This is a genomic window from Synechococcus sp. OH30, from assembly GCF_047462175.1.
Lineage (GTDB): Bacteria > Cyanobacteriota > Cyanobacteriia > Thermostichales > Thermostichaceae > Thermostichus.
In genome coordinates this window covers 146,940-161,417 of sequence record NZ_JANSIP010000002.1, presented here as the reverse complement: position 1 = coordinate 161,417, position 14,478 = coordinate 146,940, and the positions used below count along the sequence as shown (strand labels likewise).

Sequence of the window (14,478 nt, the reverse complement as noted above, 5' to 3'; positions counted from 1 at the left end):
TGACCCGGGGAAAGGTGGCACAGCCAAGCTTAGCCCTGCACCAACTTGCCCTGGGAAGGGGGAAGTTAGATGGCTCCCGACCCCTTGCTGTAGGGTGTTGCTTCTCGTTATCCTAGTAAAGCTGAAAAATTGGGGAAGTAGCTGAGGTGAGCCGTGGCTAAAAAGAGCATGATCGAGCGGGAGAAAAAGCGCCAGCGCTTGGTTGAAAAATATCGCGAAAAGCGTCAGCAGTTGAAAGCAGCGCTGGCTGATCCCAACCTCGACCAGGCCACCCGCATGGAGCTGCATGCTCAACTGCAAAAGCTGCCGCGCTCCAGCTCACCCACTCGCCTGCGCAACCGCTGCTGGAAAACCGGCCGTCCTCGGGGCTACTTCCGCGACTTTGGCCTCTGCCGCCATAGCTTGCGGGAGATGGCTCACCGCGGCCTCCTGCCAGGCGTGGTCAAAGCCAGCTGGTAGCCGCCGGCAGCCGCTTGTAACTGGTCTGAAAAAGCAAGCGCTTTCTTCGCCCCCTTGGGGAGCTCCTCGTGGCCCTAAAGCCCTTCCAGATTTGCGACGACGATCTCACCCCCGACCTGGTCAAAGACCTGGCCGGAGAAGCCTACCTGGCAGTGGACACAGAGACAATGGGCCTAGTCCCGCAGCGGGATCGGCTCTGTGTGGTGCAAATGGCCAACGCGGCCGGTGAAGTGGTGCTGCTGCGGCTCAACCGTGGCGTCAAGCAGGCCCCCCGCTTGGCCAAGCTGCTGACGGATCCCGGGATTGAGAAGATTTTCCACTATGCCCGTTTTGACCTGGCCATGCTGCGCTACCACCTGGGGATCCAGGTGTGGCCGGTCTTCTGCACCAAGATTGCCAGCAAACTGGCCCGCACCTACACCAGCAAGCACAGCCTCAAAGATGTGGTGAGCGAGCTGTGTGGGGTTGAGTTGAACAAGGCAGCCCAGAGCTCCGACTGGGGAGCTGTCCACGCCCTCTCAGCGGAGCAGTTGGAATATGCAGCCAACGATGTCCGCTACTTGATCCCGGTGCGCCACAAGTTGGCCCAGATGCTGCAGCGGGAGGAGCGCTGGGAGCTGGCGCAGCGTTGCTTCCACCACCTTCCCACCCTGGTCGAACTGGACTTGCTGGGGTATAGCAACGTCTTCGAGCACCAGTAGCTGCAGCCCCCGCAACTGAATTAGTTGGCCAGGTCGGGGAAAGTAGCCCGCAGGGCTGGGTGGATGAGCTTGCCAGAGCGGATGTTGAGTCCTTTGGCCAACGCTGGATCCTGCTCCAGGGCAGCGCTCAAGCCAAGGTTGGCCAACTTGAGGATGTAGGGGAGCGTGGCGTTGACCAAAGCCTGGGTTGAGGTCCAGGGGACAGCGCCCGGCATGTTGGGAACGCCGTAGTGCAACACGCCGTAGGCTTCGTAAACCGGCTGGGCATGGGTGGTGACCTTGGTGGTGGCAATGCACCCTCCTTGGTCCACTGCTACGTCCACAATCAGGGATCGGGGCCGCATCTGGGCCACCAGCTCCTCCCTCACCAAAATCGGCGCCCGCCTGCCTGGCACTAACACCGCTCCCACCACGAGATCAGCTTCGCGAACGCACTCCTCGATGCTTTGGGGGGTGCTGTAGAGCAACTCTACTCGCGATCCAAAAATGAGCTCCAGCTCATTGAGTCGCTGCAGGTTAATGTCCAGAATCTGGACCCGCGCTCCTAGGCCCACAGCTACCTTGGCCGCCTCGGTGCCCACAGTTCCTCCACCCAAAATTACCACTCGCCCTGGTGGCACGCCCGGGATCCCGCCCAGCAATACGCCCCGCCCCCCCTGTTGGCGGGTGAGGTAGTGGGCCCCAAATTGCACTGAGAGCCGCCCCGCAATCATGCTCATGGGCATCAGGAGGGGCAGGGAACCATCGGCCAGCTCCACTGTCTCGTAGGCCAGGCAGGTGGCCCCCGAACGCAACAGGACTTGGGTTAGCTCGCGGCTGGCCGCCAAGTGCAAGTAGGTAAACAGGATGAGATCCGGATGGAGCAGCGGGTACTCAGCAGGTAGGGGCTCCTTCACCTTCACCACCAACTGCTGCTGGTAGATCTCCTCAGGAGTGGCGGCCAGTCTGGCCCCCGCCTTCTCATAGTCCTCGTCAGTAAAGCCGGCCCCCCGGCCCGCTTGAGTTTCTACCCACACTTGGTGCCCCTGCTCAGTTAGAACCCGCACCGCCGCCGGTGTCAAGCCGACGCGGAATTCTTGCTCTTTAATCTCCCTGGGCACGCCAATGCGCATAGGGATCCCTGCAGGACTGCCTTCCAGTCTAGACAGACTCTCCCTGCAAAGGGATCCCCGCTCTGGCTAGGAAAGCAAGAATTGTAACTAGCGGGGTCAGCCATACTCCCTCGCCAGTGCCCCTTGAAAATCCCTCTACGCGCAGGGGGGTCTCTCTCAAGCCCCAATCTAGGGCAACTCAGAGAAAAAGCCTGCGCTTTCAGCGTAGGGAGGAAGCTACTAGAGTGTAAGCGTGGTTTACGGCACAGAATCTATGACCCCTGTCTCCGCTGCTGCTACGCCTACTGTTCCAAGGACAACCCTACTCGACGTCTGGCAGGTTCTGGCTGAAAAGTTTGCTGACCAGATTGCCCTCAGGGATCCCCATGCCCAGCCAGTCTTTGAGATTTCTTACGGGCAGCTGTTTCGTCGCATTCAGACCTTGGCTGCCGGTTTGCAGGCTTTGGGCATTCGCTCCGGGGATCGGGTGGCCATTTTTGCTGAGAATTCCCCCCGCTGGCTAATGGCGGATCTGGCCACGCTGTTTACGGGAGCGGTCAATGTGCCCCGCAGCGCCGTGGCGGATCCAGCTGAGCTGGGTTACATCTTGCGCCACTCCGGCAGCACGGCTTTGATTGCTCAGGATGTGAAGACCCTAAGGCGGGTGCAGCCGGTTGTGCAGGAGCTGGGCCTGAAGCGGCTGCTGCTGCTTTCTGATGAAGAAGAGGCAGGAGTATTGAACTTCTCTCAGTGGCTGCAAAAAGGGCAAGAACACCGCTACGAGCGGCCGCAGTTGGAGCGCTCCCAGTTGGCCACCATCATCTACACCTCTGGCACCTCTGGTCGCCCCAAGGGGGTAATGCTCAGCCACGGCAACCTCATGCACCAGGTGGAAAATCTGCATGTGGTGGTGCAGCCCCGCCCGGGGGAGAAGGTGCTGACCATTCTGCCCACCTGGCACTCCTACGAGCGGACCTGCGAGTATTTTCTCCTCAGCCAGGCCTGTACGCTGATCTATACCAACCCTCGCTCTATCAAGCAGGATTTGCAACAGGAGCAGCCCCACTATCTGGTGGCGGTGCCCCGCATCTGGGAGACCATTTACGAAGGGATCCAGCGGCAATTGAGGGAAAAAAGCCCTTTGATGCAGCGGCTGATCCGCACCTTGATGGCAGCCAGCGAAAGCTACGTGCTTGCCGGGCGAATAGCCCGCAACCAGTCAATTTTGCATTACGATGTCAGCCCTTGGGTGCGCCTGCGGGCCCGCCTACAACAGGGGCTGCTCTGGCCAGTCCACCGCTTGGCCGATGCGCTCATCTACCGCAAGGTGCGGCAGGCTTTGGGCCCCAATTTTCAACAGGCCATCAGTGGCGGCGGATCCCTGCCCGCCTATCTGGATCTGTTTTACGAGGTGGTGGGCATTTCCATCCTCAACGGCTACGGCCTTACCGAAACCTCGCCAGTGCTGTGCGCGCGCCGTCCCGACAACAATGTGCGCGGCACGGCTGGGCCCCCCTTGCCAGGCACGGAGTTTCGCATTGTGGATCCGGAAACCCGGCAGCCGCTGCCGCCAGGAGAAAAAGGGTTGATCCTGGCGCGGGGGCCACAGGTGATGATGGGCTACTACAACAATCCAGAAGCCACCGCCCAGGTGCTCAGCCCCGACGGCTGGTTTGAAACAGGGGATCTGGGCTGGCTTACCCCCGACGGGCAACTGGTAATCACCGGCAGGGCCAAGGAGGTGATTGTGCTGCTTAACGGAGAGAACGTCGAGCCGCAGCCCTTAGAGGATGCCTGCCTGCAATCCCCCTACATCAGTCAGATTGTAGTTGTCGGCCAAGACCAAAAGAAACTGGCCGCCCTCATCTATCCCAACCTGGACGCCCTCAAGGCTTGGGCCGCCGAGCAAGGGATCCCAACTGCTGAGGCCGAGCTGCTGGCCCATCCGCAGGTGCGGGCGTTGATTTTGCGGGAGGTGCGAACCCGCATCCAGGAGCGTCCCGGCTACCAAGCGCACGAGCAAATTGCTGACTTCCGCTTTTTGCCAGAGCCCCTGAGCGTGGAAAATGGCCTCCTGACCCAGACACTGAAAATTAAGCGCAACCCGGTGGCCGAGCGCTATGCTCACCTCATCCAGGAGATGTATCCGACGGGGAGCTAAGTTTGGGATCCCCATTGTTGCTCCAGGTAGCGCCGGAAGCTCTCGGGAGGAATGGCCCCCCGGTAGGCACCGCAGTAGTAGAGGGTAAGCACTGCCTTGTAGGCCCAGTCGGTCGGCGCCACGTCCGGGAAGGGACTGGGCAGGGTGTCTGCTTGGTTGGCGGCGCAGGCCTGCAAGATCTGCTCCGTGGTGAGCTGTTCGGCCAGATCGGGGGGCAGCTCCCGCAGGTTGGCCTGGGCAAAAGCAGCACTGGGCAGGCAGAGAGCGGAAAGAGCTGTTGCCCAAAAACTAGGAGTGAGGAGGGATCGCCAGTTCATGGTTTTGGAGGGGTCGGCAAGTGTCTCTTTTCCAGGGTAATACGGGCCAACAGGGCGCTTGGAGGCTGTTCTGAGGTTAAGATGCAAAGCACCGGGGAGCGGCACTAGCGAAGATCCGGTCGAGTCTTTGCGGCCAGTGCTGGCCTTTCTCCAAGAAGACGACAACCCGATCCCTGCTGGGGGCCGCTGGTCTCAACAACTGGCTGGGTGCAGCAGGAGAAGGGATTCCTGAGGTGCCCCTCCCCTTCCTGGGGGGTGGATGTGAGAGCGCGATAGATCAAAGCCAATGAGCTTATCCAAAGGGCCAAGTTTTGACAGCCTGGATCCGCCGGATCCCAAGCTAATTGATGCCTGTGTGCACTGCGGCTTTTGCCTGACCACCTGCCCCAGCTACCGGGTCCTTGGCAAGGAGACGGACTCGCCGCGAGGGCGCATCTACCAGATGGACGCCCTCAATCAGGGCCAAATCTCTCTCTCGGCAGCAGTGGTTTCCCATTTCGATACCTGCTTGGGCTGCTTGGCCTGTGTTACCGCCTGCCCCTCGGGGGTGCGCTACGACCGGCTGATTGCCGCCACTCGCCCCCAGATCGAGCGCAACTACCGCCGCAACCTGTGGGATCGCCTGTACCGCCAGTTCATCTTCTTTCTCTTCCCATACCCAGAGCGGCTGCGGCCTCTGCTTTGGCCCCTCTGGCTCTATCAGAAGATGGGGATCGGCGCCTGGATCCGGAAAGGGTTGGAAAAAGTCTCCCCGCGCCTGGCGGCTATGGAAGCCCTCTTGCCCCCTCTGGAGGTGGAGCAACTGCTGCCCAAGCGCTACCCGGAGCGGATCCCGGCGGTGGGCAAGCGCCGCTTTCGCGTGGGGCTGATCCTCGGCTGCGTGCAGCGCCTGTTTACCCCCCAAGTGAACGAGGCCAGCATTCGCGTGTTGACCCACAACGGCTGTGAGGTGGTGATCCCGCCGGCTCAGGGCTGTTGTGCGGCCTTGCCCCACCACCAAGGGCAACTGCAGCAGGCAGAAGCCCTGGCCCGCCGGATGGTGGATGCTTTTGCCGGCTACGAACTGGATGCCATCTTGGTGACCGCCTCCGGCTGCGGCCACACCCTCAAGGAGTACGGCCACCTTTTGGCCAGGGATCCCGACTACCAAGAGAAAGCGGCCCAGTTTGCGGCCAAAGTCAAGGATATCCAGGAGTTTCTGGCGCAGGTGGGGCTAACCGCCCCGCTGCAGCCGCTGCAGCCGCATCCCTTGGTGCTGGTCTATCAGGATGCCTGCCACATGCTACACGGGCAACGGCTCAGCCAGGAGCCGCGGCAACTGCTGCGGCAAATTCCGGGGCTGGAACTGCGGGATCCTGTCGATGCCGCCCTCTGCTGTGGCAGCTCCGGTGTCTACAACCTGCTGCAGCCCCAGATAGCAGACGAACTGGGATCCCAGAAGGTGGTCAACCTGCTCAACACCGGCGCCCAGGGGATCGTCTCTGCCAATATCGGCTGCCGCCTGCAAATTCAGAAGCACCTGCGCCTGCAAGGCAAGGCTGGGATCCCGATTTATCACCCGATGGAGCTTTTGGATTGGGCTCTCCAATTGTCTAGCTAGAGCTTGAGGGCGGCGCGGGGATCGTAGGACTGGATTCGCTGCAGCTTTTCGTAGAGCTCCCGCTCCTCCTCCGAAACACGGGTGGGCAAATAGATCTGCACTACCGCGTAGAAATCGCCCCGCTCCCCATTGCCCTTGGGAAAGCCCCGCTCTGCCAGGCGCAACTTCCGCCCTGGCTGCATTCCCGGTGGAATGCGCAGCTTCACCACTCCATCCAGCGTGGGCACCTCCACCTGGGCACCTAAAACCGCCTCGCTGGGACTAAGCGGCAGGTTGCAGTAGACGTCGAACCCCTCTAGGCGGTAAAAGGGATGCTCCTTCAACTCAATCTTGAGGTAAAGATCGCCAGCACCCCCGTTGGGTTTGGGGTGGCCCTGGCCGCGCAGGCGAATCCGCTTCCCCGGTGTAATTCCTGGTGGGATGTTCACCTCAAGCACGCGATCCCCGCCCACCCGTAGGCGGCGCTTCCCCCCCTCAAACGCTTCAGCAATGGTGAGCTGGAGGGTGGCCTCTGCATCGTAGTTGGCATTGGCAGAAGCACTGCTGCGGTCTTTGCCGGAGCTGCGCACTCGCCCCAGCAGTTGATCGATAAAATCTTGAAAGTCTTCAAATTGGTCGAAATCGACGCCTCCTCCCGCCCCTCCAAAGTCATTGCCGAAGGAACTTTCGCCAAAGGGGCTGCTGTAGGTCTCTCGCCGGTAGCGAAAGCCGCCCTGCTGGTGGTACTGGCTGAATTGGTCGTACTGCCTGCGTTTGCTGGGATCCGAGAGAACCTCGTAGGCTTCGTTGATGTCTTTGAACTTTTCCTCAGCAGTTTTGTCGTTTGGGTTGACGTCGGGGTGGTATTTCCGCGCCAAGCGACGATAGGCCTGCTTGATCTCTTCAGCAGTGGCCGTCTTGCTGACCCCCAAAATCTTGTAGTAGTCCTTGAAGTTTTGCATGGAGGCGTCCGCAGGCAGAGGGCTAAGGGGTTTTTCCCATCACGAAGAAGAAAGGAGGCGGGCTAGAGACCATCGCCCATCCCCTCCCTCCTCCGTGTTAAAGCTGGCAACAGAAACAGGATCCCTCCCGGCGGGAGGGATCCCCCAGCGGTTACTTGGCCTCCGTGAAGTCGGCGTCAATGACGTCATCGCTGCCGCCAGTGGCCTTCCCTGCGCTGGAAGTGGAGCTAGCGGAAGCGCCAGCTTGCTGATAGAGCTCGCTGCTCATGGCGTAGAGAGCCTCCTGCAGCTCCCGCTCCTTGCTCTGGATGGCACTGTCGTCGTCGCGCTGGATGGCCTCCCGTAGCTCGCGCACCAGGGTCTCGATTTGGCTGCGCTTGCTAGAGGAGATCTTATCTCCCAGCTCCTTCAACTGCCGCTCGGCCTGGTAGGCCAGTGAGTCGGCCTTGTTGCGACGCTCGATTCTCTCGCGGCGGGCACGGTCTTCGGCGGCGTATTTTTCCGCCTCGGCAATCATCCGCTCCACCTCTTGTCTATCGAGCGTGGAGGCGCCGGTAATGGAGATGCTCTGCTCCTTGCCGCTCCCCTTGTCTTTGGCCGTTACCTTAAGGATGCCATTGGCGTCGATATCAAAGGTTACCTCGATTTGCGGCACACCGCGAGGAGCCGGCGGGATCCCTTCCAGCCTAAAGCGGCCCAGAGATTTGTTGTCACGGGCCAACTCCCGCTCCCCTTGGACCACGTGGATTTCCACCGAGGTCTGCCCGTCTTCCGCTGTGGAGAAGATCTCCGACTTGCGGGTGGGAATGGTGGTGTTGCGCGGGATGATCTTGGTGGCGATACCGCCCAGGGTTTCCACCCCCAGCGACAAGGGAGTGACATCCAGGAGCAGCACGTCTTTGACCTCGCCTGCTAGCACGGCGGCTTGAATGGCAGCGCCAACCGCCACCACCTCGTCGGGGTTGACAGTTTGGTTGGGCTCTTTGCCCAGCAGTTCCCTCACTAGGCGCTGCACTGCCGGAATGCGGGTGGATCCTCCCACCAGCACCACTTCGTTGATGTCGGCCTTGGTGAGCTTAGCATCCCGCAGAGCTTGCTCTACTGGTCCTTTGCAGCGCTCCAGCAGGTCGGCGCAGAGGTGCTCAAAGTGGGCGCGGGAGAGCTTCAGCTCCAGGTGCTTCGGGCCATCGGCAGTGGCAGTGATGAAGGGCAGGTTGATGGTGGTCTCTGAAACACTGGACAGCTCAATCTTGGCTTTCTCAGCCGCTTCTGTTAAGCGCTGTAGGGCCTGCCGGTCTTGCCGCAGGTCGATCCCTTCCATGCGCTTGAACTCTTCAGCCATCCAGTCGACAATCTTCTTGTCGAAGTCGTCGCCGCCCAACTGCGTGTCGCCGCTGGTGGCCTTCACTTCAAAGACCCCATCTCCCACCTCGAGAATGGAGACATCGAAGGTACCACCGCCCAGGTCAAAGACAAGAATGGTCTCGTTGGTGCGCTTATCCAAGCCGTAGGCCAAGGAAGCCGCCGTCGGCTCGTTGATGATGCGCAGCACCTCCAAGCCGGCAATGCGGCCTGCATCTTTGGTGGCCTGCCGCTGCGAGTCGTTAAAGTAGGCAGGGACAGTAATGACGGCTTGGGTGACCGGTTGTCCTAGGTAGCGGCTGGCATCTTCCACCAGCTTGCGCAGCACCATGGCCGAGATTTCCTCGGGGGCAAATTCTTTGTTCATGCGGGGTGAGTACAACTTGACGTTGCCCCGCTCATCCCGCCGTACCTGGTAGGGAACTCTCTTGGCCTCGGCGCCCACCTCATCGTACTTGCGCCCAATGAACCGCTTGACGGAGTAAAAGGTGTTTTCGGGGTTAAGCACCGCCTGGCGACGGGCCATCTGACCCACCAGGCGCTCCCCGTCTTTGGTAAAGGCGACTACCGAGGGTGTGGTGCGGCTCCCCTCGGCATTGGGAATAACCGTGGGGACACCCCCTTCCATTACGGCGACAACCGAGTTGGTTGTGCCCAAGTCAATTCCTACAACTTTTCCCATCGGCTCCTTCTTCTCCTCTTTGTGTGTACACTACTTCGGTTACCGCCGCCAGCCCATCCGCTTTTGGGGTAGCTTGGCCAGCCAACTTGCGAAAATCTGGCAAATGTTTAGCCATTTCCTGGGTTGATCTTAGCGAGTTGTCTGCCGGCGCCAGGGCGAGAATGCCGCCCATTTCTTGGGGTTGAAAAGCCGACCTATTACGGATCTCCGTACCTGCGGGGTCAAAAAGCCAGATGGCTGCAGCTGTGGCAGTTAGCTTTGGATGAGCTGCAGCGCCTCTAGGCTGCGGGCTACAACGGTTTCAGCTAGGGGCAAGTAGCCCATCTCTTTAGCCAGCGCTTGTCCCTTGGTGAGAGCCCAGCGCAGCACCGCCCGCAGGGCTTCTGCCGCAGCAGCTTTCGGGTACTGGCGGTAGGTCAGGATCCAGGTGTAGGTGACGATGGGATAGGCCCCCACGCCAGCAGGATCCGGCTCAAAGGCCCGCAGGTTCTCAGGCAGCTTGATTTCGCTTAGGGCCAAGGCCGAGGCTTGGGGGGTGGGGAGCACAAACTCGCCGCGGCGGTTTTCCAGGGCCGCCACCGACAGATTCAGGTTGCGGGCATAGACTGACTCCCCATAGCCAATCACCCCTTCGCTATAGAGCATCTGGGCGCTCATGTACCCCAATTCCCACCGGCCACTCCAGGGACATGCCGACACCGATCTCAGCAGCCCAAGCGGGGTCGATGGCAGCTAGGTGGCGGGTAAAGGTGTCGGTGGTGCCGCTGCCGTCAAAGCGGTAGCAGACGGTGATGGGCAGGTCAGGGATCTCCCAATCAGGGTTGAGAGCCAAAATCTGCGGATCCCGCCACTGGGTGATTTGGCCGCGGAAGATCTGCACCAACACCGAGCGGGACAGCTTGAGGCCGGAGCGGATCCCGGGCAGGTGGTAGCCCACGGCAATGCTGCCTGCCGTCATTGGAATCATGACTACACCCCACTTCACCTCGGCAATTTCGGCATCGCTCATGGCCACGTCGCTGGCGGCAAAGTCCACCGTTTGGTCGATAAATTGGCGGATGCCGGTGGCGCTGCCCACCGGCTGGGAGTTGATTTCGACTCTGGGATCCACCTGGCGGTAGTCGGAAAACCAGCGCAGATACAGAGGCCCTGGAAAGGTGGCGCCGGCCCCGTTGATCAACAAGGTCTTGCCGGCAAACTGGCTGTCAGCACCAGGGACAGCCTCGCTGGGTTGGCTGGAGCGGGATCCCTGCTGGCAGGCACTCAGGCCGGCAGCCGTGGCCAGCAACGACAGCAGCATTTCCCGACGGCGGCAGCGAGGCGGTTGAACCATGGCTGGGGCACTCTAAGCTCACCGCCCCGATCCTCCGTCTTGCCCACAGGGTCCTGTCAAGGGTTGTCCTCTTGAGTTCTGGGAAGCACCGGCGGGGGCAAGTTGCCGCAGGGTTGGCTGGGATCCAGGCGGTCGCCTCTAGCCCCAGACCACAGAAGACAGAGCCCAAGCAAGAAGCGGCAATTTTCAAGGCTTATCCGGTGTCCCTGCTTGGGAAAAATCTTGACGCCTTCTGAAATAGGGAAATAGTATTGTGGGTTCTGTGCAGAAATCCTGCGCTGTTCACATCTCGGTATCTGGGGGACTACTATGCCAACTTTGACTCGTTCTCCCTGGACACTGCGAGACAGCGAAAAGCTCTATCGCATCTCCTACTGGGGGGAGCCCTACTTCCGTATCAACGCCGCTGGTCATGTGGAGGTGACCCCACAGGGCCTACAGCAGCAGGAACCGGGCATTGACCTGTACCACCTGGTGAGGGATCTGGTGGCGCGGGGTTTGCAGTTGCCCCTGTTGATTCGCTTTCCCGAGATTGTGGCCGACCGCATGCGGCAGCTTTGCCAGAGCTTTCAGCAGGCCATCGAGCGCTTTGGCTACCCCAACGTCTACCGGGGGGTCTACCCGGTCAAGGTAAACCAGCAGCGCCACCTGGTGGAAGAGGTGGTCAAGCACGGTCGCGCCTACCACTTTGGCCTGGAGGCGGGCTCCAAGCCGGAGCTGTTGATTGCCCTGGCTTTGCTGGATACGCCTGGGGCTTTGTTAATCTGCAACGGCTACAAAGACCGCGATTTTATGGAAACGGCCCTCTTGGCTCAGCGGCTAGGGCGTACCCCCATTATCGTTCTGGAGCGGCTGCAGGAGCTGGAGCTAGTGCTGCAGGCTGCTCATCACCTAGGCATTGATCCCATGCTGGGGGTGCGGGCCAAGCTTTCTACCCAAGGCAGCGGGCGCTGGGGCACCTCTGCCGGGGATCGGGCCAAGTTTGGCCTTACAGCCACGGAGATGTTGCAGGTGGTGGAACGGCTGCGGGAGGTTGGCAAGCTGCACTGTCTGCGCCTGCTGCACTACCACATCGGCTCGCAGATCTCAATGGCCAGTGTGCATGGGCGGGCCGTGCGAGAGGCCAGCCAGATCTACATCGAACTGGCCAAGCTAGGGGCACCAATGGGCTACCTGGACATCGGCGGCGGCTTAGGGGTTGACTACGACGGCTCCCAGTCCCCCAGCCATTTTTCCCAGAACTATAGCATCGAGGACTACGCCGCCACTGTGGTGCAGACGGTGCTGAGTGCCCTGCAGCCACACGGGATCCAGCCGCCGGTGCTGGTTACTGAAAGTGGGCGGGCCCTGATGTCCCACCAGTCGGTGTTGGTCTTTGACGTGCAGGATGTCAACGCTGCTAGCCCTTACCCCATGCCCACCCAGCTCACCTCCGATGCAGAGGTGATCCGGAAGCTAAACCAGCTTTACTACGAGATTCGGCCCGAGACCCTAGTGGCCGATTACCGTCGCTGCCAGGAGCTCAAAGAGGCCGCCCTGCGCCAGTTCATCGAGGGATCCCTCAGCTTGCAGGAGCGGGCTGAGGTGGAGCGGCTGTTTTGGAACTGTTCCGACAAGATCTGTACTTTGGCCTACGAGCAGTACCAGGCAGGCCAGCCGGTGGCTGTAGATCTCCTGGATCTGGACGAGATGCTAGCCAGCATCTACTACGGCAATTTCTCCCTCTTCCAGTCCCTGCCGGATAGCTGGGCCATCGGCCAGGTTTTCCCCATCATGCCCATCCACCGTCTGGACGAGGAGCCGCGCCAATGGGCTACCTTGGCAGACTTGACCTGCGACAGCGACGGCAAGATCAACCGCTTTTTTGGCGAGGACGGGCAGATCACCTCGGTCTTGCCGCTCCACGATCCCGACGGGCAGCCCTACCTGCTAGGGGTGTTTCTGGGGGGCGCCTACCAGGAGATCCTGGGAGACCTGCACAACCTGTTTGGGGACACCAACGCCGTGCACGTCCGCACCCGTCCCGGCGGTTACCAGGTTACCCAAGTCATCAAGGGGGACACAATTGCCGAGGTGCTGAGCTGGGTGCAGTACAACAGCGAAGACCTGGTGGAAACCCTGCACCACGCCACCGAAGCCGCCCTGCAGCGGGGGCAGATCAGCCTGGACCAGGCCCGCGCCCTGCAGCAACACTTTGAGGACAACCTGCGGGCCTACACCTACTTGCACCGCTAGGTTAGACCAGGGGATCCCGGTTCTGGACCGGGATCCTTTTTTTAGCGATGATGATAGGGACAAAAAAGACTGGCGGCATTCAATCCACCAGTCTTACTTGGTTCCCTGCGAGTGAGCTGATGCCGTCGTTGCCAACGTCTTCAACCCAGTCCCAGTCTCTGCCCTTTTCCCCCCTCTCGAAGTGATCTGGATCACTGGGCAAGAACCCCTCAGCTAGCGGCAAAGGTTAAAACAAGGGCAATTGCTGCTCTTCCCCCTCAGCAAGGCTTGCAGGATCCGGCTCCTCCCCGTTGGCATTTCCCTCCAGCAAGGGATCTGAGGCTTCCGATAGCAACTGACGAGCGGCCGCTAGCAACTCGTTGCGCAAGGGGGCCAGATCGCTGCGGTCAGCCAGATACTGCTCTAGAGCCGTCAGAGGCTCAAGTCGGTTGGGATCCAAGCCGGGCAAGCGGATGCGCTCAGGGCTGACCACCTCCGGGGCAATGGTATAGCTAAAGGCAGAGGCAAGAGCCTGGTGGAGGGCCCGCTCGTCGAGGCAATCCAGTTGGTCGGGGCGGAGGCGGTAGATGAGGCGCAGGATGGAGCCGGCTACAGGGGCTTTGGCGATAGCCTCCAGCAGCTTGGCCTGCACCTGCTGGGGGGGATAGGGGGTGAGATCAAGGCGAATGGTGTGAAAGGTACGGGTAGGCAAGGGCCAAAACTCGTAGCTGGCCCCCGTGGGCGTAACCTCTGCCAATACACAGCCTTTTTCCTCCTTTTCCTCGCCGAAGTCCAACCGCTCGATGCTGCCGGGATAGATCACTAACGGCTCCCGACAGAGCACCTGGTGGCAGTGGACATGCCCCAAAGCTACGTACTGGTAGGCCGGCCGCGCCAGCAGCGACAGGGGCACCGTCAGTCCTTTACCCAGCGAAAGATGCCGCTCGGCCCCGTGGCGGGCTGTATCCACCATTACATGAGCCAGCAAAATCGCTGGGATCCCTGGCTGCAACCTGCGGGTCTCGCCTTCCAGAGCCAAATCCAGGCGCCGCAGAAGCTCCTGGACCAACACTTCAGGGTCAAGGCCCCAGGCCTCCTGGTGGGCCAGCAGGGTGGAGCGGTTTAGCCAAGGCAGGGTGGTTACCTGAACCGGGCCACTGCGAGTTTCAATCCAATGGGTCTGCAGCCGATCCCCCACAACAAACCCTGCCACCCCCAGGGCTCGGTAGATGGCTAGGCTGTTGCCCTCCTGGCCCTGCCCGTATTGGTCGTGGTTGCCTACCAGGAGAACGGTCGGGATGCCGGCATCGGCCAAGCGACGAAACTGTTGGGCAAAGAGTTCTTGGTGCCGAGGGGGCGGCGTCGCATCAGGAAAAGCATCTCCCCCAAACAGGACTAAATCCACAGCTTGATCGAGGGCAAGGTCAATGCACCGCTGTAAGGAAGCCACAAAATCCTCCAAGCGGGTGTTCAATCCTGTGGCCGGGTTGATGGAGCCATGGGCTAAACCACCGCCCAAATGGATATCAGAAAGATGCAGCAGCTTCACCATCTCAGCAGCCCCTCTCTCACCTCGACTCCTGGCTGCCAAGTTCCACGCCCAAGCCGCGATCCCTG

General features: G+C 60.7%; 12 protein-coding genes. 5 read left to right on the top strand and 7 right to left on the bottom strand.

Annotated elements, in window-relative coordinates:
* Positions 1–153: 153 nt before the first annotated feature.
* Positions 154–459 carry a 30S ribosomal protein S14 gene (gene rpsN / locus NW830_RS03610; protein WP_414361099.1) on the top strand — a complete coding sequence of 102 codons (306 nt, stop codon included), beginning with the start codon at positions 154–156 and terminating at the stop codon, positions 457–459.
* A 68-nt stretch (positions 460–527) separates the two neighbouring features.
* A complete protein-coding gene (locus tag NW830_RS03605) occupies positions 528–1,160 on the top strand; it encodes a ribonuclease D (RefSeq protein WP_414361101.1) in 633 nt (210 codons plus the stop codon).
* Positions 1,161–1,180: 20 nt separating this feature from the next.
* On the opposite strand, the gene ald is transcribed toward NW830_RS03605, so the two are convergent.
* Entirely contained in the window at positions 1,181–2,272 is a 1,092-nt protein-coding gene (gene ald, locus NW830_RS03600; RefSeq protein ID WP_414361103.1) for an alanine dehydrogenase, read from the bottom strand.
* Positions 2,273–2,525: 253 nt separating this feature from the next.
* Between ald and NW830_RS03595 the strand changes: the two genes are divergently transcribed.
* Complete coding sequence (locus NW830_RS03595) at positions 2,526–4,412, top strand: AMP-dependent synthetase/ligase (RefSeq protein ID WP_414361105.1); 1,887 nt, start codon at positions 2,526–2,528, stop codon at positions 4,410–4,412.
* On the opposite strand, the gene NW830_RS03590 is transcribed toward NW830_RS03595, so the two are convergent.
* The gene (locus tag NW830_RS03590; RefSeq protein ID WP_414361107.1) at positions 4,409–4,729 is read right to left on the bottom strand and encodes a hypothetical protein; all 321 of its coding nucleotides are present in this window, start codon (positions 4,727–4,729) and stop codon (positions 4,409–4,411) included. The two genes, NW830_RS03595 and NW830_RS03590, sit on opposite strands and share 4 nt — an antisense overlap.
* Positions 4,730–5,015: 286 nt before the next feature.
* Between NW830_RS03590 and NW830_RS03585 the strand changes: the two genes are divergently transcribed.
* On the top strand, positions 5,016–6,329 hold the full coding sequence (locus NW830_RS03585) for a (Fe-S)-binding protein (RefSeq protein WP_414361109.1): 1,314 nt from the start codon (positions 5,016–5,018) through the stop codon (positions 6,327–6,329).
* On the opposite strand, the gene NW830_RS03580 is transcribed toward NW830_RS03585, so the two are convergent.
* From NW830_RS03580 to NW830_RS03565, 4 genes are all read right to left on the bottom strand, one after another.
* A complete protein-coding gene (locus tag NW830_RS03580; protein ID WP_414361111.1) occupies positions 6,326–7,270 on the bottom strand; it encodes a DnaJ C-terminal domain-containing protein in 945 nt (314 codons plus the stop codon). The two genes, NW830_RS03585 and NW830_RS03580, sit on opposite strands and share 4 nt — an antisense overlap.
* A gap of 151 nt (positions 7,271–7,421) precedes the next feature.
* Positions 7,422–9,314 carry a molecular chaperone DnaK gene (gene dnaK, locus NW830_RS03575; protein ID WP_414361113.1) on the bottom strand — a complete coding sequence of 631 codons (1,893 nt, stop codon included), beginning with the start codon at positions 9,312–9,314 and terminating at the stop codon, positions 7,422–7,424.
* Positions 9,315–9,566: 252 nt separating this feature from the next.
* A complete protein-coding gene (locus tag NW830_RS03570; protein ID WP_414361115.1) occupies positions 9,567–9,971 on the bottom strand; it encodes a hypothetical protein in 405 nt (134 codons plus the stop codon).
* Positions 9,949–10,647: a phosphate ABC transporter substrate-binding protein PstS gene (locus NW830_RS03565; protein ID WP_414361117.1), complete on the bottom strand. Its 699-nt coding sequence runs from the start codon at positions 10,645–10,647 to the stop codon at positions 9,949–9,951. The genes NW830_RS03570 and NW830_RS03565 overlap by 23 nt, the downstream gene beginning before the upstream one ends.
* Positions 10,648–10,956: 309 nt before the next feature.
* Here NW830_RS03565 and speA point away from each other — a divergent pair, with 309 nt between their 5' ends.
* Positions 10,957–12,882, top strand: a complete 1,926-nt coding sequence (speA, locus tag NW830_RS03560) for a biosynthetic arginine decarboxylase (protein WP_414361119.1) — start codon at positions 10,957–10,959, stop codon at positions 12,880–12,882.
* Between the two features lie 226 nt (positions 12,883–13,108).
* Here speA and NW830_RS03555 read toward each other — a convergent pair whose 3' ends face one another.
* Positions 13,109–14,413, bottom strand: coding sequence for a metallophosphoesterase family protein (locus NW830_RS03555; RefSeq protein ID WP_414361121.1), 1,305 nt, complete (start codon positions 14,411–14,413; stop codon positions 13,109–13,111).
* Between the last annotated feature and the right edge of the window lie 65 nt (positions 14,414–14,478).

What these genes read in the sequence shown, in the direction of transcription:
- ald (WP_414361103.1), bottom strand. Translation starts at nt 2,272, where the DNA reads ATGCGCATTGGCGTGCCCAGGGAGATTAAAGAGCAAGAATTCCGCGTC.
- NW830_RS03595 (WP_414361105.1), top strand. Translation starts at nt 2,526, where the DNA reads ATGACCCCTGTCTCCGCTGCTGCTACGCCTACTGTTCCAAGGACAACC.
- NW830_RS03590 (WP_414361107.1), bottom strand. Translation starts at nt 4,729, where the DNA reads ATGAACTGGCGATCCCTCCTCACTCCTAGTTTTTGGGCAACAGCTCTT.
- NW830_RS03585 (WP_414361109.1), top strand. Translation starts at nt 5,016, where the DNA reads ATGAGCTTATCCAAAGGGCCAAGTTTTGACAGCCTGGATCCGCCGGAT.
- NW830_RS03580 (WP_414361111.1), bottom strand. Translation starts at nt 7,270, where the DNA reads ATGCAAAACTTCAAGGACTACTACAAGATTTTGGGGGTCAGCAAGACG.
- dnaK (WP_414361113.1), bottom strand. Translation starts at nt 9,314, where the DNA reads ATGGGAAAAGTTGTAGGAATTGACTTGGGCACAACCAACTCGGTTGTC.
- NW830_RS03570 (WP_414361115.1), bottom strand. Translation starts at nt 9,971, where the DNA reads ATGAGCGCCCAGATGCTCTATAGCGAAGGGGTGATTGGCTATGGGGAG.
- NW830_RS03565 (WP_414361117.1), bottom strand. Translation starts at nt 10,647, where the DNA reads ATGGTTCAACCGCCTCGCTGCCGCCGTCGGGAAATGCTGCTGTCGTTG.
- speA (WP_414361119.1), top strand. Translation starts at nt 10,957, where the DNA reads ATGCCAACTTTGACTCGTTCTCCCTGGACACTGCGAGACAGCGAAAAG.
- NW830_RS03555 (WP_414361121.1), bottom strand. Translation starts at nt 14,413, where the DNA reads ATGGTGAAGCTGCTGCATCTTTCTGATATCCATTTGGGCGGTGGTTTA.